Genomic DNA, 16,597 nt, shown 5'->3' on the forward strand with positions numbered 1-16,597 from the left:
AGGCTCATCGTCTTTTCATGATCTTTCATTAGACTTAGCTAGTAAGAGAAAATCACAAGAAAGTGCCTTCAATGCGAACTTTTGGTTTAGAACTACCCGATTACCCGTGGGACACCATGGCTCCCTATAAAAAGCTGGCGGAGGAGCACCCCGATGGTGTGGTGAACCTGTCGATTGGCACACCGGTTGATCCCACCCCTGATGTCATTCGTGAGGCGTTGGCTGCCGCTACGGACGCGCACGGTTACCCCACCACACATGGCACAGTTGAGGTGCGCCAGGCTATTGTTGATTGGTTTGCCCGCCGCCGCGATGTGCCGGGACTGAGCCTTGACCAGGTGCTACCGACCGTTGGGTCGAAAGAATTAGTGGCATGGTTGCCCTTCCTTTTGGGGTTGGGTGAGGGCGATATCGTGGTGCGCCCAACTGTTGCCTACCCCACCTATGACATTGGCGCGCAGCTTGCCGGTGCGACCCCTATTGCCGCTGATTCGCTGGCAGAACTTGATGATGAAACTCGCGCACGGGTGCGTTTAGTCTGGGTTAATTCACCGGCTAACCCCACCGGTATTGTGCGCGATGTTAATGAGCTGGCTGCACTGGTGGCGGACGCGCGTGCTGTGGGTGCAGTGGTTGCCTCCGATGAGTGTTACGCGGAGCTGGGCTGGGGGCAGTGGGACGAGCAACGTGGGGGCACCCGCGTCCCCTCAGTTCTTGACCCGCGCGTGAGCGGCGAGAATCAAGAACTGGTGCTCAGCGTCTATTCCCTGTCAAAACAGTCCAACCTTGCAGGCTACCGCGCCGCTTTCTGTGCCGGTGACCCCGAGATTATTGGCAATCTCTTGAACTCGCGCAAGCATGCGGGCATGATTGTTCCCGCCCCGGTGCAGGTGGCGATGGCAGTGGCTCTGGCAGATGACGCGCACGTGAACGCGCAGAAAGATATCTACCGTGCCCGTCGTGAACGCTTGTTCCCGGCAGTGGAAGCATTCGGTCTGACCGTTGAGCACTCAGAAGCCGGTCTGTACCTGTGGGCAAAATCTGATGAAGATACCTGGGGCACTATCGAGCGCTTTGCTCGTCTGGGAATCATCATCGGCCCTGGTGTTTTCTACGGGGACGCAGGGGAGGGCTACGTGCGTATTGCCCTTACCGGCACTGACGCTGATATCGACCGGGCGGTAGCCCGTCTGACGTCCCAAACCACCTAAAAGTAGAAAAATTACACGCTATGACTTGTCAAATGTGACCTGGTGCATGAAATCAGGGTAGTCTAGCAACAGAACTTTTGTGAGGTGAAAAAACTCTGCACACGCTTCAACGCTGAATACCGTGCAGTTCTTACTCTCACCGTCATCTGGAGGAAAAATGACCGATCACCACTCAGCAACCCTCAACTTCGAAGAAAAGAAGCTGACTCTACCAGGCATCAAGGCTGTTGAAGGCAACGACGCTTTCGAAACCGCTGGCCTGCTGAAAGAAACCGGGCACGTAGCCTACGACCCCGGCTTCATGAACACCGCCAACGCTAAATCAGCGATCACCTATATTGATGGTGATGAGGGCATTCTGCGCTACCGCGGCTACCCTATCGAAGAACTCGCCGCGAAGTCTAGCTTTGTTGAAGTTGCCTATCTTTTGATTTACGGTGAACTACCTACAGCAGATCAGCTAGAGAAGTTTGACACCATGATTCGTCGCCACACCATGGTACACGAAGATTTCAAGACCTTCTTCTCGGGCTTCCCCCGCGGTGCTCACCCCATGGCGGTACTCGCTGCATCAGTCTCAGCCATGTCAACCTTCTACAACGACTCACTGGACCCCTTCGACGATCACCAGGTTGAGGTCTCAACCTTCCGTCTGCTCTCAAAGGTACCTACCCTGGCAGCATACGCCTTCCGCAAGGACAAGGGCGAGCCCCTGCTCTACCCCAAGAACGATCTGAACTACTCAGAGAACTTCTTGCGCATGTGCTTCGGCTTCCCCACCGAGGACTACGAAGTAGACCCCACCATGGCAAAGGCACTCGATACCCTCCTGCTATTGCACGCAGACCACGAGCAGAACTGCTCAGCATCAACCGTGCGCCTGGTAGGTTCAGCCCACGCCAACATGTTCACCTCCGTCTCAGGCGGCATCAACGCCCTCTACGGTCCGCTGCACGGCGGCGCCAACGAGGCAGTACTCAATATGCTGCGCAAGATTCGCGACGAAGGCATCGCACCCGAAGACTTCATGGAGAAGGTCAAGAACAAAGAAGACGGCGTACGCCTCATGGGCTTCGGTCACCGCGTCTACAAGAACTACGATCCTCGCGCTCGCATCATTAAGAAGACCGCAGACGAGGTTCTGGGCAAGATGGGCGGCGACAACGAGTTGCTTGAGATTGCTCAGCGTCTGGAAGAGAAGGCACTGGCTGATGACTACTTCATTGAGCGTAAGCTCTACCCGAACGTAGACTTCTACACCGGTCTGATCTACACCGCTATGGGCTTCCCTGAAAAGATGTTCACCGTGCTCTTCGCGCTGGGTCGTATGCCCGGTTGGATTGCTCAGTGGCGTGAAATGATTCAGGATCCCGAGACCAAGATTGGTCGCCCCCGCCAGGTATACATTGGTGAGGGTCTGCGCCACTACCCCGGTGCATAGACCGCGCTAGAGTTCTGAGCAGCTAAAGGACGCGCCACCCTACTTACCTGCCCTGCGCAGGGGAGTGGGGCGGTGCGTCCTCGTCTATCTAGTGGTATCTAACGGTGCCTTTTGAACGGCGATGCTGCCAATGAATCTGTGTATGCCTATTTTCCTTCCTGTTAAATATGTACAATAAATTGTACAAGGAGGAAAAATGAAAACAATGACCTACTCAGAATCACGAGCACGTTATGCAGAAGTCATGACGAGCGTAGTCGATGACTGCGAAGAAATCGTTATCACCCGCGCTGGGCATGAACCGGTGGTCATGCTTTCTCTACGCGAATATGATTCGCTGAAAGAAACAGCCTACCTCAAACGCTCACCCCGTAATGCTGCGCGAGTATCTGCATCTATCGAGCGTTTACGCTCAGGCATGGGTAGTGAACACAACCTCATCGACGAGTAAGCCCATGAAAATTGTCTGGGATGAAGCAGCTTGGGAGGACTACCTGTGGTGGCAGGTACAGGATCGCAAAGTGCTGAAACGAATAAACCTGCTCATCAAAAATATTGCCCGCAATGGGCATGAAGGTATCGGAAAACCTGAAGCGCTCAAACATGACTGGTCGGGCTTTTGGTCCCGGCGTATTACTGATGAGCACAGACTTATCTACGCACTCACAGAGGATAGTCTGCTCATCGCCTCCTGCCGGTACCACTATTAGAAGGCTGATGTCCCCCCCCTACTACGAAACTTACCGTGTGCCCACGTTACTACCCTGCGGGGGGGGGGGGGGGGGCGCCCTTGAGCTTTCTAGTGGCGAGCTTTCTTCTGTCTGGGACAGCATATAAAAAGTGGGTGGCTACCTCTGGGAAAGAGATGGACACCCACTTTTTGAGCTAAAGTTGAGTTCTAGGCTTCGTACCCGTTGGGGTTATTCTTCTGCCAGTTCCAATGATCTCGCACCATGGTCTTGATGTCGCGGGTAGCGCTCCACCCCAGATCGGCAAGGGCGGAGGAAGGATCGGCGTAGGAGACAGCGACGTCGCCGGGTCGGCGGTCTACAATCTTGTAGGGCAGTTCCTTACCTGCTGCCTCTTCAAAGGCATGTAGAACTTCAAGAACCGAATAGCCGTTGCCGGTGCCTAAGTTCCAGGTGTGCAAGCCACCGTGCTCGGCGATGTAATCCAGTGCCTTGAGGTGGCCATCCGCCAAATCAACCACGTGAATGTAGTCGCGCACACCGGTGCCATCAACCGTGGGGTAGTCGTTGCCAAAGACGTTCAGGTACTCGCGGCGTCCCACCGCAACCTGAGCAATGAAGGGCACCAGGTTATTGGGAATACCGGCGGGGTCTTCACCAATGCGACCAGACTCGTGAGCGCCAACCGGGTTGAAATAGCGCAGCAGGGCAATGTTCCAAGAATTATCTGAGGCAGCCAGGTCAACCAGCATGTCCTCAATATGTTCCTTGGTACGACCGTAGCAGGACTGCGCGTCCATATTAACCTTTTCAACCAGGGGCATCTCTTCAGGAGCACCGTAAACCGTAGCCGATGATGAGAAAACAATAGACTTGCAGCCTGATTCTTCCATCGCGTACAGCAGGTTGAGGGTACCGGCTACGTTGGTCTGGTAGTACCACAGGGGCTTCTCAGCCGATTCACCCACAGCCTTGAGACCAGCGAAGTGAATCACAGCATCGGGCTTCACCTCGTTGAAAAGATCCTTCATACCCTGCAGATCAAGCAAATCAACCTGGTGGAAAGCTGCCTTCTTGCCAGTTAGCTCAGCAACACGCGCCAGCGATTCCTCCGATGAGTTCGCCAGATTGTCCATCACGGTTACATCGTGGCCTGCCTCAAGAAGCTCCAATACGGTATGCGAACCGATGTAGCCGGCACCGCCGGTCACCAAAATCTTCATAGTTTCTCCTTCTGTCAATCAACTACTGCTTTAAGTCTAAAACGGGGCGTCCTCTGATAACAGCCAGAAAACACCCCGCATAGAAAAGAGAATCTTTAGTTAGCGTGCAAAGCGTCGTTGAGCTCAACAGTTTTTCCGACGCGAGGCAGCACCTCAATAGCACCGGTGAGTGAGTTACGACGGAAGAGTAGGTGTGAAACGCCTGAGAGTTCAACAGCCTTGAACACCTTGGGTTCTGCACCCTTCTCAACAAAAACGTTCACGCGTGAGCCAGCAGTGATGTAAAGACCAGCCTCAACTACGCAGTCATCACCGAGGGCGATACCGATGCCAGCTTCAGCACCGATGAGTGAGCGTTCGCCCACGCGCACACGCTCGGTACCGCCGCCTGATAGGGTGCCCATGGTGGAGGCACCGCCACCGATATCCGAACCATCACCGACAATGACGCCCTGGGAAATGCGTCCTTCAACCATTGAGGTGCCCAGGGTACCCGCGTTGAAGTTCACGAAACCTTCGTGCATGACGGTGGTTCCTGATGCAAGATGAGCGCCCAGACGTACACGGTCGGCATCACCAATACGAACACCAGCGGGTACCACATAGTCAATCATGCGGGGGAACTTATCAACATGACTGACGCTCAGATGACCGCGCTTACGCAAACCGATGGCAAGAGCGTTGAACTCTGAAGCGAGAACCGGACCAAAATTGGTCCAGGCAACATTGGCGAGCTGACCGAACAGACCATCAAGATTAATAGAGTTCGGCTCCACCAGGCGGTGCGAGAGCAAGTGCAGACGCAGGTAAGCATCCGAAGCATCGGCGGGCGCCTCATCAAGGTTGATGCTCACCTCTACGACCTCGGTACGAACGTTGCGAGCAGCGTCCTCACCCACTAGCTCGGTCAGCTGCTGCTGGACGCTTGCATCTGCTGAGGCTGAAAGGGCAGGAGCAGGGAACCAGGTATCGAGAACGGTACCTGCATTGTTACCTGAATGGACGATGGTTGCCAGACCAAAGCCTGAAGCTGTGCGTGAATTAGTCATACTCTCAAGACTACGAAACAAAAAGGGCGTAGCTCAAGAACTGGCTGTATGGTGGACACATGACAAAGACACTTGCACCTAGCGACTTTGAATCTTATGGTCCGAAAACCCTCGATATTGGGCAGGACGTAGCCCAGCTGACCCAGGATCTTCTTGATATTTTTTCGGTATCGGGTGAAGAGAAGTGTCTTGCCGATGCCGTTGAACAGCAGCTGACTGCCCTGAGCCACCTGAGCGTAGTTCGCAATGGGGATTCCATTATTGCTCGCACCAACTGGGGTAAATCCCAGCGGGTCGTTTTGGCGGGGCACCTTGATACCGTACCCCTGCCTCAGGTTGAGGGTTCGCTCGGAACAGTACCTTCACGCTGGATTGAAGAGGACGGCGAACAGATACTTTACGGACGCGGTGCCACCGACATGAAGGGCGGAGTAGCGGTGCAGTTGGCACTAGCTGCTACCCTGACCGATGCAGCGTACGACATCACTTATGTTTTCTATGACCACGAAGAAGTCGCATCAGAACTTTCTGGTCTTGCTCGCCTGATGCGCGAACACCGTGACTTACTGACCGACACTGACTTTGCCGTGCTGCTGGAACCCACCGACGGCACCATCGAGGGCGGTTGCAACGGCACTATGCGCTTCTGGGTTCACTGCGCGGGCAAAGCCGCCCATTCAGGACGCGCCTGGGTAGGGGAGAACGCCATTCACAAGATGGGCGATGTGCTCACCCGACTGGCAACCTACAAACCGCAGACCTACGAGGTGGAGGGACTTGCCTACCGTGAGGGCCTCAACGCCGTACAAATCAGGGGCGGAGTTGCCGGTAACGTCATCCCCGACGCCGCCTCGGTACACATCAACTACCGCTTTGCCCCCAATAAAACCCTTGACGAGGCAATCGCCCACGTTGAAGAAGTTTTTGAAGGCTACGAGCTAGACTTCGTCGACCAGTCATCGGCCGCCCGCCCCGGTCTTGACGCTGAACTCTCGCGCTCGCTGATCGAATCGGTAGGGCAAGAACCCAAACCCAAGTACGGGTGGACGGACGTAGCCCGATTTTCTGAAATCGGCATACCCGCCGTGAACTTTGGGCCCGGCGACGCCCTACTAGCCCACACCGACAACGAACACGTGAGTGCCTCGGCTATTGACAAGTGCTACCGGGCGCTGAAGCAGTGGCTGATCGCCTAGAGAATTATTGAGTGTGTAGGGGGGCTACCTGCCGAATTTCCACCTCTGAACCAGTCCATTTTCCGCAAGTGAATCGATTGTTTTTCTATAATTCTGCCGATTCTTTTTCTCTGCCTCAGAGACTCTACCGACGGCTCAGACGGTGTTTGAAGACATTCAAAAGCACCCGCGTCCTGACCCCAAGAAAAGGGCAGGGTCGCGGGTGCTCGTTTAACTAAGTGAAGGCTGCAAGGCTTACGCCTTGGGGATCTTGAACATCATTTCGGTCTTGGGACGCGCGTCGTCGACTTCACCGGGAACACCGTCAGCGTGCTTAATAGCAACATCTGAACGTGAGCTCATGAACTTCGAAAGGTACTCAGCTAAGAGAGTGAGCGCAAAGTTGATAACGATGAAGATTAGCGCAGCCAGCAACAGCATCTGCAAGATGTTGCCCTCACCCGAACCGAAGCGGCGTGCCGAAGCCAGCAGCTCGGGGTAAGAGATGATATAGCCCAGCGCGGTATCTTTTAGAATGACCACAAACTGTGAGAGCAGTGAGGGCATCATAGCCGTCATCGCCTGGGGTACCAGAACAGAGGTCAGTACCTTCCAAGGGGTTAGACCAATTGCTAGACCCGCCTCGCCCTGACCCTTGGGCAGCTGGTGAACACCAGAGCGCAGCAGCTCAGCAATCACAGAACCGTTATAGAGAGTCAAACCCAAAACCACGGCGATGAAGGGCAACTGTGAGGGCGAGAAAATCGAGAACTGACCCAAGAACAGCCAGAAGAAAATCATCATAATCAGCACGGGTACTGCGCGGAAGAACTCCACCACCACGGTGCCAAACCAGCGCACCGGAGCTAACGGTGAAAGACGTGCCATACCAAAGAAAATGCCAAAAGCTACCGAAGTAATTACAGCAATCAGGGCAGCTTTAAGGGTGTTGAACAGACCGGGCAGTAGGTAGTTAGCCCACAGATTACCTGAGAAAAGTGATGTCCACTTTTCTGCTTCTAACTGGCCCTGGCGGTGCATGACTACACCGATGTAAAGCAGCAAGGCTGCAATCAGCACCAGCGAAACAATATTGAAAATGCGGGTGCGGGCGCGAGCCTTGGGCCCGGGAATATCAAAGAGTACGGACGTAGTTACGTGACGTTTCATCGCTTCACCGCCAGCTTACGGGACGCCCAGGTGGTCAGGACGCCGATGGGAACAACAATGACCACAAAGCCCATTGCGAAAACAAAGAAGATCATGAAAATCAAATCAGAGTTGAACTCAATCATCGATTTCATCATGCCTGAGGCTTCAGCCACGGACGCTACGGTGGCAACCGTCGTGTTCTTGGCAAGAGCAATCAGGGTGTTGCCAAGCGGGGTAATAGACCCGCGTAGCGCTTGGGGGAAAATCACGTGGCGGGCTGTCGCCATGAAATCCAAACCAATGGCGCGGGCTGCCTCAGCCTGCCCCACGGGAACGGTGTTCACACCCGAGCGGATTGCCTCACACACAAAAGCTGCGTGATAAATCGCCAGAACAATCACCGCGTAGAGAAAAAAGTTGGTTTCAAAATTTGATGAAAGTGAGAGCTGAAACTGGGTCCAGACACCCAAGATTGCCAGGGTCATCAAAATAGTGAGGGGAGTGTTACGTACGAGGTGTACGTAAGCTGTGCCTGCCAAACGGAGGGAGGGAACGGGGGAAATACGCATAAGCGCTAGAACTAAGCCGAGGACGAAAGCGCCGATAGCTGCCCAGAAGGTCAGCTGAACGTTCGTCCAAAACGCTCCCAAAACATTGTAGGTTTCAAAGAGCGTGGAGAGCTGTTCAGAGAACGACATGAAAGTCTCCATCTAATAAGTAAAAAGTGGGTGCCATTTTTTCAACTACTATTTTTTCTCAACGGTGGCGCAAGCATCAGTGAGCTTGGGCGGATTGAGTTCGGTGTTGTATTTGAAGCCTGAATCGCCAACGCTCTTGGCGAGAGCTTCTTCCCAGGCGCCGGTTTCAACCATCTTGTTGATGGCAGCGTTAATGGCAGGGCACTTATCGGAGCCCTTGGGCAGACCAACACCGTAGCGTTCGGTCGTGAACGTATTGCCCACAACCTTGAGCTCACCCTTGTTGGCTTTGGTGGAGGCAAGACCTGCCAGAATGATGTCATCGGTGGTTACCGCGTCCACCATGCCTGCGTTGAGCGCCACTACGCAGTCGGAGTAGGAGTTCTGCTGAACCAGCTGCACCGTTGAGGTGTATTTATCTTGAATCTTCTTCGCCGAGGTTGAACCGGTCACTGAGCACAGATCCTTACCGCCCAAGGATTCAGGGCCTGTGACGTCAGTATTGCCCTCTTGCACGAGAAGGTCCTGACCCGCCACAAAGTAAGGACCTGCAAAATCCACTGTTTTCAGGCGGGTTTCAGAGATGGAGTAGGTCGCAAAAATCATGTCAACCTGACCGTTGGAAAGCATGTTTTCACGGTTTGAAGAGGGGGATTCCACCCACTCGATCTGATCTTCTACGTACCCCAGCTCGTTGGCGACGTAGCGGGCGACTTCGGTATCAAAACCGGTGTATTCGCGTCCGTCTTGGTAACCCAGACCGGGCTGGTCGTACTTGATACCGATGCGCAGAGTGTCTTCACCGGTGGAGGAACCGCAACCGGTGAACACTAGCGCAACCGTGGCAGCAAGTGCGGTGCCTGCTGCCGCTTTTTTCGTGAGGAATGAGTATGCCATGAAGGTTCTTCTTTCAAAGAAAGGCGCGGTGCCTAGTGGTTGAGAATCTTGCCGAGGAAATCTCGTGCGCGCTCTGACTTGGGGTTAGAGAAGAATTCATCGGGTGTTGCTTCTTCAACAATCTGGCCCTCCGCTAGGAAGACGATGCGGTCAGCTGCTTTGCGAGCGAAACCCATTTCGTGGGTAACAACGATCATGGTCATACCTTCGCGGGCGAGCGCCACCATGGTGTCAAGCACTTCATTGACCATTTCTGGGTCGAGTGCGCTGGTGGGTTCGTCAAAGAGCATGACTTTGGGTTTCATGGCGAGTGCGCGGGCGATGGCGACGCGCTGCTGCTGACCGCCGGAGAGCTGGGCAGGCATCTTGTTTGCTTGAGACTCAACGCCTACTTTTTTGAGCAGTTCCATTGCTTCTGCTTCTGCTTCTGCTTTGGATAGACCGCGTACTTTGCGGGGTCCGAGGGTGACGTTATCGAGAATGGATTTGTGGGCGAAGAGGTTGAAGGACTGAAAGACCATGCCGACTTCTGCGCGGAGGTTGGCGAGTTCTTTACCTTCTGATGGCAGTACTTTGCCATCGATGAGGATGTCGCCGTTATCGATGGGCTCAAGGCGGTTGATGGTGCGGCAGAGGGTAGATTTTCCGGAGCCGGAGGGGCCGAGGAGAATGATAACTTCGCCCTTGCCGACTTCGAGGTTGATGTTTTTGAGAACGTGCAGGTCGCCGTAGTGTTTGTTGATATTGCGAACCTGAACGAGCGATTGACTGCTCATTGAGTTCCTCCTTGGAACGGTGGATGGGCGCCCTCGTGTAGCATGTAGAGAGCTGCTGATGTCCGAGAACATGGGCTTACAGTACTGGCATTAGGTAACCGGCGTGTTACGCGGTAAAAGCAAAAATTTACACAGAATTTATACGTGTTTCATATCACCCTAGCATATGGAGAAGGGTACCACATGGCATACATCTTGGTAACACTGACAGCTGCGGCAGCAGTGGGTATAGCGCTGGCAGCGGTGTTGTTAGGTAAAGACAGGGTGTTTCCGGGGCAACGTTTCTTTGAATACGTATCCACTGATGGAGTTGCTCTCACCTCGGGAGTAGACCCCGCCCACGTACTCTCAGATAACCCTTCTTCTGAAGAGCTGAAACGGGTGAAGTTCGCGACCTCTGTTGCTGGGTATAACAAAGACGAAGTTGATCAGTTCGTGCAGCTTCTGCTGGAGCAAAACGCTGCTTTGAGAGAGCGCGTTAGCCAGCACCCGTATTCAGCATTCGAGGCAGCAGAAACACCGCACCGTGCTGTGAGCAACCGTGACTAAAAAGATGCAAGCTGTCACCGGTTCAGACCAGGTAACCCAGCGTCCACGCACAGCGAGCGAACATCTCATGGCAGTTTGGCTGCGCATCGTATTTCTCGTGAGCGGTCTGCCGGTCTGGACGCAGGTGCTGGCAGTCTACGGCGTGTCACGGGTGTGGGGCTGGCTGGTCTTTTCAACGGTTGCCGCCCAACAAATGGTGAGCCCCTGGGGTGAAGGTCCCTTGAGCTACAGCCGGTTTTTAGGGCTGTGGGACGCCGGCTGGTATGAGCAAATCGCCCACGAAGGCTACCCTACGACTTTGCCCCGCGATGCTAACGAAACGGTAGAACAAAACACCTGGGCGTTCATGCCGCTGTTTCCACTAGTGGCAGGTGCTCTAGCAGCTGGGCTGGGTACACCGTATATGAGTGTAGCTATCGCTCTTGCTTTGTTTTCTGGCTTCGCAGCATCCTGGGCTATCTACCTTCTCTTCGGTGAAGCTCTACGGCGCACCGGCTACACCCGTAGAATACAAAGACAGCACGGGGCGCAAACTCACGAGTCAGCCCATACTCTTGCCCTGTGGGCGGTCGCTTTGGTTGGCTTTGCACCCGTCTCTGCTATCTTGCAGGTACCTTACGCCGAGTCTTTTAACCTCTTGTTCCTGGCTACAACCCTGTATCTGTTGCTTCGCCAGCGCTATTTCCTGTTGTTGCCTTTTGCCCTGGCAACCTGCCTCTCGCGTCCTATCGGTGTACCCTTGGGCGCAACCCTGGGGCTATGGTGGGCGTGGTGCCTTATCACCGATGTGTACCAGCACCGCGCCCCATGGATGCGTGCCTTTACCCAGCGAGCACCGCAACTTATGAGCGCTCTGGCGGTCTGCGGATTCGCGCTCTTATGGCCTGCCCTTGCCTGGTGGGCTACCGGTCAGATGGATGCGTACACAGCCACCGAAACAGCCTGGCGTGGCACCCACCTCACCGTTATTCTTCCCTGGTTTACCCAGAGCTACCACTACTTGGGCGTTATTGGCCCGATGGCTTTCCTACTGCTTCTAGCAGGTGGCGTAGCTGCTCTATTGACACCGGTAACGAGTCGGGTGTTGCCGCCTGAATTGCGCCTGTGGTGCGCCTGCTTTGCCGGCTATTTGCTACTGTTCTGGTTTCCGCAAAGCTCAACTTTTCGGATGCTGCTGCCCCTGTTCGTTCTAGCGTTGCCAATCGTCGCGCTCTCTACCTCACGTGCCTACCGGTACTTGCTTTTGCTCACCGGTGCTACCGGTCAGTGGGTTTGGGTAGGGTGGCTCTGGCATTGGAAGCAGCTGCCAGGCGGGGGAGACTACCCGCCGTAAACCCTCGCTGCCCCAGCGAGGGGAAGCTACTTTTTATAAACCAGCAAAAGCCCCTCACCAGCATGCACGAGAGAGATGAAAATATCGTCAATCTCCCTCAGAGCGGTGAGTACCTCACGGTGGTTCTGGGTAATTGTATCGCGGGTAGCAGGAGAAGCCACCAGCCCCGAATTAAGCGCGTCATGGGCAATCAGCAAACCACCGGGCTTGAGCAAAGCCAAGCACTCGTAGACATAGTGGGCAAAATTCTCTGCATCAGCATCAACGAAGGCTAAATCGTAGGAGTTCTCTGAGAGCCTGCGGAGAATCCCCGATGCGTCCCCGGTAATCGCCCGCACGCGGTGGGTGAGGTCAAAACCGCCAGCCTTGATAGCTTCTTTCGCCAGATGCTCGCGTGTTGAATCAATATCCATGGTGGTCAAAGTAGCCCCAGCCGGTAGCCCCTCTAAAAGAGCGAGGGTTGAAACCCCGCTACCGGTGCCCACCTCAACGACCTGACGCGCACCGGAGATCGCCGCTAATACCGTTAGCAGGGACGCCGCTGCTGGGCTCACCGCCCGAACGCCCCACCGCGCGCTGTGTTCACGGGCTTGCACGGCGAGTGCATCCTGAACAGGGAACTCATCGCAAAAAGCATCGCTCAACTGACGCGCTTGAATAGCCACTCTTACACAACTTTCAGGTCAAAAAACAGGTGATTCATCAATATCATATAGAGCCATTGCCCACCTGAGAGGTTTTTCTGCTCAAAGACAGGTAAACTCTGGTGTGTGTTTGGAATCAATGGTGTTGAATTTATAATCATCGTCGTCATCGCGCTTGTGGTGATCGGCCCCGAACGCATGCCTGAATATGCGCAACAGGCCAAAGAGTTCATCAAATCTATGCGTCGCATGGCCTTTGATGCTAAGGACGACCTCAAAGAGACCTTGGGACCGGGCCTTGAAGATATTAACTGGCGTCAATACGATCCTCGTCAGTATGACCCGCGTACTATTGTGCGTGAGGCACTGGCAGAAGATGACGCTGAGCGCGAGAAGGAACGCTCTGAGACCCAGGCACAAGGCAGGGAGCTGACTCCCGCAGCCAATGCATCATCAGTGCCCCCTCAGCGTCTGAGCGCTGGAGCGCTCGCCCCCTTCGATATTGAGGCAACCTAAAACTTTGTAAAACTACATACGCAAAAGCCCGGCCTTTCATCAAGACCGGGCTTTTTGCGTATGCGAGAGTCTAAAACCTACCCTTAGAAGTTCAGGGGTAACTTGCGCCCCGCGAGGTTACGCTTGGCATGACCTAAGGTCTGTGCAACAGCACGCAGAGCAGAACCTGCCGGTGAATCAGGAGCTGACCAGACCACGGGCCTACCTGCGTCCCCACCTGCACGTAAAGAAACATCCAGGGGAACAGAACCCAGCTCAGGAACCTCATAGCCCAGCACCTCACCCAGCCGCTCAGAAAGCACCTGACCGCCGCCGGAGCCGAAAACCTCAACCGCTGAACCATCGGGCATTACCATAGCGCTCATGTTCTCAACAATGCCCACTACTTTCTGCTCCGTTTGCAAACTGAGCGTACCGGCACGCTGCGCGACATCCACCGCAGCAAGCTGCGGGGTTGATACCAAAACAAGCTCAGCGGTGGGCAGCAACTGCGCCATCGAAATCGCAATATCACCGGTGCCTGGGGGCAAATCGAGCAAGAGCACGTCAAGGTCACCGAAATACACATCCGTCAAAAACTGCTCTAACGCCCGGTGCAGCATCGGACCGCGCCACGCCACCGGCTGAACACTATCAACAAACATGCCAATAGAAATCACCTTGATGAAACCTGGCTCAACCGCAGAATGCTGGCGCTGCCACGCAGCCAACTCCTCATCGGGCAGCGAAACCACCGGCGGAACAATCATTTCTTCTAATCTGGTGGGTGCCTGGGTAATACCCAACAAACCGGGTACCGAGAAGCCGTGAACATCAGCATCGACCACGCCCACCTTGAGTCCCTGAGATGCAAAAGCCGCCGCCAAGTTTACAGTTACCGAAGACTTACCCACTCCACCTTTACCGGAGACCACCGCGTAGACCTTCGTCAACGAATCGGGGGACGCAAAGGGATTCACCCTGGCACTATGCCCCAATTTTTCGCGCAACACAGTGCGCTGATCGGGGGTCATATACCCCACCTCAACAATCACCTCGCGCACACCCTCAACCGTTGAGACAGCGGCTTTCACATCCGCCTCAATCGTCGAGCGTAGCGGGCAACCCTCAATAGTTAGCAAGACCGAAACCATCGCAACACCGTCCACCAAACGGGCGCTTTCTACCATGCCCAGCTCAGTAATCGGTCGACGCAACTCAGGATCATCAACCCGACCCAGCGCCTCTAACAGTGCAACATCGATCTGCTCCATCTAGCTATCGGCCTTTTCTAAATCCTTGACCAACTTTTTACTGCCAGACTTCTTACGCTCTGACTTCCGCTCGCCCTTACGCTCAGACTTCTTCTCAGCACTACCTTCTGAACCGCCCTCTTGATCAGCGGCGTCCGCCTCGCCCTCATCAACACGCGCGTCCTCTTTCTGCATCTCCAGAAGCTCCTCAAGAACATCGCGCAACTCGCTACGCACAAAATCACGCGTCGCAACATCGCGCATCGCAATACGCAAAGACGCAATCTCACGGGTCAGGTACTCAGTTTCCTCAAGATTCTGCTGATCCCTCTTACGATCCTCTTTCGCCACCACGCGGTCACGGTCATCCTGGCGGTTCTGCGCCAACAGCAATAGAGGCGCAGCATACGACGCCTGCAAAGACAGCATCAGCGTCAGCAGAGTATAGTTAAGCGCTCGCGGGTCGAACTGCATATGCTCGGGTGCCAGCGTATTCCAGCCAATCCAGACCACGCAGAACAGGGTCATCCACATCAAAAACTGCGGAGTACCCATATAGCGGGCGAAACCCTCGGTCATACGACCGAAAGCATCGGGGTTGGGTTTGTAGGTAAAAAGTTTGCGGCGGGCGCGTTGGGGAGTACTCAGAGAATTCGCTGAGCGGTCACGAGACTTATCATTCATAACGGCGACCTACCTTTCGAATGGGAGTTCCATCATCGTATGTGCGCCAGTCATCGGGCAAGAGCGCATCGAGAACGTCATCAATAGTCACCGCTCCCACCAGACGGTTAGAGTCGTTGACCACGGGCAAAATGGTGAGGTCATAGGTTGCCAGAACGCGCGAGAGCTCCTCAAGAGAACTCATATCAGAGACCGGCTCAATGGAGCTGTCTAAGAGAGTTCCCACCTGCACCGACGGGGGAACACGCAGCAACTGCTGCATATGAACCATGCCCAAATATTTGCCGGTGGGGGTTTCTTGGGGCGGACGCGTGACCAAGACCGCTGCTGCCATTGCCGGGGAGATTTCCTCCTGGCGAATATGCGCCAGCGCCTCGGCAACGGTAGCCTCCGGGGGCAAAATAACGGGGACGGGGTTCATCAAAGAACCCGCAGTACCCTCTTCATACTCCAGTAGTCGGCGAACATCGTCCGCTTCTTCAACATCCATGAGCTGCAGCAACTCTTCACGCTGGGCGTCAGAGAGCTCGTTAAGAAGGTCAGCCGCGTCATCGGGTTCCATTTCTTCAAGAACCTGCGCTGCGCGTTCGAGGTCAAGGTGCGAAAGAATTTCTACCTGGTCGTCCTCGGGCAGCTCCTGCATCACGTCCGCAAGACGTTCGTCCTGAAGCTCCTGAGCGACCTCAATCATGCGCTTATCGTTCATCTCATGTAGCGCATCCGCTAGGTCAGCTGCCTGGGAATTCTCGTGGGTAGCCACAAACGAAGTAGCTGCCTGGGGCTCGTGATCGGTTGAAATAACCGCCTCGTTCCAATCAACCACCAGGGTTTGCTGCCTGCGACGCATGAGACCGCTTTGACCGGTGCCGCGAGAAACAAACAGCTCAGAGATAATCCAGTCTCCGTTGCGGCGTTGCTCCATCGCAACATCCTCAATGGTTGCTTCGCCTGAGCCGTCTTCTAAATGCACTTTGCGGTCGAACAGCTCAGCGACCACGAGAGCTTCAGAACCACGCTGCTCAAAGCGACGCAAATTAACCAGACCGGTTGAAATCACCTGGGTAGAGTCAATAGAGGTTACTCGGGTCATGGGCACAAAGATACGCTTTTTGCCTAGCACCTCAATGACGATACCTACAACAACGGGTTCTTTGCCGGGAATCGCGCGGGTTGCTTGATCGGCAACAAAGCTGCCTTTGAGCACCACAATATCTCGTACTCGCCCCAGACGGTCGCCCATGGGGTCAAAAACATCGAGGCCTAGAAGGCGGGCAATAAAAATTTTATTAGGTGCAGTACTCACAGTTAATAGACTAGGGCGTTATGTT

At 54.7% G+C, this 16,597-nt stretch carries 18 protein-coding genes; 8 read left to right on the forward strand and 10 right to left on the reverse strand.

Features of this window, described 5'->3' with window-relative positions; genetic code table 11:
- The first annotated feature begins 71 nt into the window (after positions 1-71).
- From dapC to JR346_RS03500, 4 genes are all read left to right on the forward strand, one after another.
- Positions 72-1,211, forward strand: a complete 1,140-nt coding sequence (gene dapC / locus JR346_RS03485) for a succinyldiaminopimelate transaminase (RefSeq protein WP_205483246.1) — start codon at positions 72-74, stop codon at positions 1,209-1,211.
- 157 nt (positions 1,212-1,368) lie between these two features.
- Positions 1,369-2,652, forward strand: a complete 1,284-nt coding sequence (locus JR346_RS03490; protein WP_204877082.1) for a citrate synthase — start codon at positions 1,369-1,371, stop codon at positions 2,650-2,652.
- Positions 2,653-2,848: 196 nt separating this feature from the next.
- The gene (locus JR346_RS03495; RefSeq protein WP_204877081.1) at positions 2,849-3,103 is read left to right on the forward strand and encodes a type II toxin-antitoxin system Phd/YefM family antitoxin; all 255 of its coding nucleotides are present in this window, start codon (positions 2,849-2,851) and stop codon (positions 3,101-3,103) included.
- A gap of 4 nt (positions 3,104-3,107) precedes the next feature.
- Positions 3,108-3,362: a Txe/YoeB family addiction module toxin gene (locus tag JR346_RS03500; protein ID WP_204877080.1), complete on the forward strand. Its 255-nt coding sequence runs from the start codon at positions 3,108-3,110 to the stop codon at positions 3,360-3,362.
- A 188-nt stretch (positions 3,363-3,550) separates the two neighbouring features.
- On the opposite strand, the gene galE is transcribed toward JR346_RS03500, so the two are convergent.
- Both galE and dapD read right to left on the reverse strand, forming a co-directional pair.
- Complete coding sequence (galE, locus tag JR346_RS03505) at positions 3,551-4,564, reverse strand: UDP-glucose 4-epimerase GalE (protein WP_204877079.1); 1,014 nt, start codon at positions 4,562-4,564, stop codon at positions 3,551-3,553.
- 95 nt (positions 4,565-4,659) lie between these two features.
- Positions 4,660-5,613: a 2,3,4,5-tetrahydropyridine-2,6-dicarboxylate N-succinyltransferase gene (gene dapD, locus JR346_RS03510; RefSeq protein WP_205483248.1), complete on the reverse strand. Its 954-nt coding sequence runs from the start codon at positions 5,611-5,613 to the stop codon at positions 4,660-4,662.
- Between the two features lie 59 nt (positions 5,614-5,672).
- Here dapD and dapE point away from each other — a divergent pair, with 59 nt between their 5' ends.
- Complete coding sequence (gene dapE, locus JR346_RS03515) at positions 5,673-6,809, forward strand: succinyl-diaminopimelate desuccinylase (RefSeq protein WP_205483249.1); 1,137 nt, start codon at positions 5,673-5,675, stop codon at positions 6,807-6,809.
- 234 nt (positions 6,810-7,043) lie between these two features.
- Here the strand turns inward: dapE and JR346_RS03520 are convergent, their stop codons facing one another.
- The 4 genes from JR346_RS03520 to JR346_RS03535 are packed head-to-tail and all read right to left on the reverse strand — an operon-like array spanning position 7,044 to position 10,311.
- A complete protein-coding gene (locus tag JR346_RS03520) occupies positions 7,044-7,958 on the reverse strand; it encodes an amino acid ABC transporter permease (protein WP_204877076.1) in 915 nt (304 codons plus the stop codon).
- Positions 7,955-8,638, reverse strand: coding sequence for an amino acid ABC transporter permease (locus JR346_RS03525; RefSeq protein ID WP_204877075.1), 684 nt, complete (start codon positions 8,636-8,638; stop codon positions 7,955-7,957). The genes JR346_RS03520 and JR346_RS03525 overlap by 4 nt, the downstream gene beginning before the upstream one ends.
- Positions 8,639-8,686: 48 nt before the next feature.
- Positions 8,687-9,535, reverse strand: a complete 849-nt coding sequence (locus JR346_RS03530; RefSeq protein WP_205483251.1) for a glutamate ABC transporter substrate-binding protein — start codon at positions 9,533-9,535, stop codon at positions 8,687-8,689.
- Positions 9,536-9,567: 32 nt separating this feature from the next.
- Positions 9,568-10,311, reverse strand: a complete 744-nt coding sequence (locus tag JR346_RS03535) for an amino acid ABC transporter ATP-binding protein (protein WP_204877073.1) — start codon at positions 10,309-10,311, stop codon at positions 9,568-9,570.
- A 183-nt stretch (positions 10,312-10,494) separates the two neighbouring features.
- Between JR346_RS03535 and JR346_RS03540 the strand changes: the two genes are divergently transcribed.
- Together JR346_RS03540 and JR346_RS03545 are read left to right on the forward strand one after the other, a co-directional pair.
- A complete protein-coding gene (locus tag JR346_RS03540) occupies positions 10,495-10,860 on the forward strand; it encodes a DivIVA domain-containing protein (protein WP_205483253.1) in 366 nt (121 codons plus the stop codon).
- On the forward strand, positions 10,853-12,193 hold the full coding sequence (locus JR346_RS03545) for a hypothetical protein (RefSeq protein WP_240334008.1): 1,341 nt from the start codon (positions 10,853-10,855) through the stop codon (positions 12,191-12,193). The genes JR346_RS03540 and JR346_RS03545 overlap by 8 nt, the downstream gene beginning before the upstream one ends.
- A 26-nt stretch (positions 12,194-12,219) precedes the next feature.
- Here JR346_RS03545 and JR346_RS03550 read toward each other — a convergent pair whose 3' ends face one another.
- Entirely contained in the window at positions 12,220-12,858 is a 639-nt protein-coding gene (locus JR346_RS03550) for an O-methyltransferase (RefSeq protein ID WP_204877071.1), read from the reverse strand.
- 105 nt (positions 12,859-12,963) lie between these two features.
- Here JR346_RS03550 and JR346_RS03555 point away from each other — a divergent pair, with 105 nt between their 5' ends.
- Positions 12,964-13,353, forward strand: coding sequence for a twin-arginine translocase TatA/TatE family subunit (locus JR346_RS03555; protein ID WP_204877070.1), 390 nt, complete (start codon positions 12,964-12,966; stop codon positions 13,351-13,353).
- Between the two features lie 83 nt (positions 13,354-13,436).
- On the opposite strand, the gene JR346_RS03560 is transcribed toward JR346_RS03555, so the two are convergent.
- The 3 genes from JR346_RS03560 to JR346_RS03570 are packed head-to-tail and all read right to left on the reverse strand — an operon-like array spanning position 13,437 to position 16,572.
- Positions 13,437-14,606: an Mrp/NBP35 family ATP-binding protein gene (locus JR346_RS03560; protein WP_204877069.1), complete on the reverse strand. Its 1,170-nt coding sequence runs from the start codon at positions 14,604-14,606 to the stop codon at positions 13,437-13,439.
- Positions 14,607-15,269: a DUF1003 domain-containing protein gene (locus JR346_RS03565; RefSeq protein WP_204877068.1), complete on the reverse strand. Its 663-nt coding sequence runs from the start codon at positions 15,267-15,269 to the stop codon at positions 14,607-14,609. It abuts the gene before it with no gap.
- A complete protein-coding gene (locus JR346_RS03570; RefSeq protein ID WP_205483268.1) occupies positions 15,262-16,572 on the reverse strand; it encodes a magnesium transporter MgtE N-terminal domain-containing protein in 1,311 nt (436 codons plus the stop codon). Before JR346_RS03570 ends, JR346_RS03565 begins: the two co-directional genes overlap by 8 nt.
- Between the last annotated feature and the right edge of the window lie 25 nt (positions 16,573-16,597).

It is taken from the genome of Rothia sp. ZJ932, assembly GCF_016924835.1.
Lineage (GTDB): Bacteria > Actinomycetota > Actinomycetes > Actinomycetales > Micrococcaceae > Rothia.

Coding starts and splice junctions, on each gene's coding strand:
- dapC (WP_205483246.1), top strand. CDS start 72: ATGCGAACTTTTGGTTTAGAACTACCCGATTACCCGTGGGACACCATG.
- JR346_RS03490 (WP_204877082.1), top strand. CDS start 1,369: ATGACCGATCACCACTCAGCAACCCTCAACTTCGAAGAAAAGAAGCTG.
- JR346_RS03495 (WP_204877081.1), top strand. CDS start 2,849: ATGAAAACAATGACCTACTCAGAATCACGAGCACGTTATGCAGAAGTC.
- JR346_RS03500 (WP_204877080.1), top strand. CDS start 3,108: ATGAAAATTGTCTGGGATGAAGCAGCTTGGGAGGACTACCTGTGGTGG.
- galE (WP_204877079.1), bottom strand. CDS start 4,564: ATGAAGATTTTGGTGACCGGCGGTGCCGGCTACATCGGTTCGCATACC.
- dapD (WP_205483248.1), bottom strand. CDS start 5,613: ATGACTAATTCACGCACAGCTTCAGGCTTTGGTCTGGCAACCATCGTC.
- dapE (WP_205483249.1), top strand. CDS start 5,673: ATGACAAAGACACTTGCACCTAGCGACTTTGAATCTTATGGTCCGAAA.
- JR346_RS03520 (WP_204877076.1), bottom strand. CDS start 7,958: ATGAAACGTCACGTAACTACGTCCGTACTCTTTGATATTCCCGGGCCC.
- JR346_RS03525 (WP_204877075.1), bottom strand. CDS start 8,638: ATGTCGTTCTCTGAACAGCTCTCCACGCTCTTTGAAACCTACAATGTT.
- JR346_RS03530 (WP_205483251.1), bottom strand. CDS start 9,535: ATGGCATACTCATTCCTCACGAAAAAAGCGGCAGCAGGCACCGCACTT.
- JR346_RS03535 (WP_204877073.1), bottom strand. CDS start 10,311: ATGAGCAGTCAATCGCTCGTTCAGGTTCGCAATATCAACAAACACTAC.
- JR346_RS03540 (WP_205483253.1), top strand. CDS start 10,495: ATGGCATACATCTTGGTAACACTGACAGCTGCGGCAGCAGTGGGTATA.
- JR346_RS03560 (WP_204877069.1), bottom strand. CDS start 14,606: ATGGAGCAGATCGATGTTGCACTGTTAGAGGCGCTGGGTCGGGTTGAT.
- JR346_RS03565 (WP_204877068.1), bottom strand. CDS start 15,269: ATGAATGATAAGTCTCGTGACCGCTCAGCGAATTCTCTGAGTACTCCC.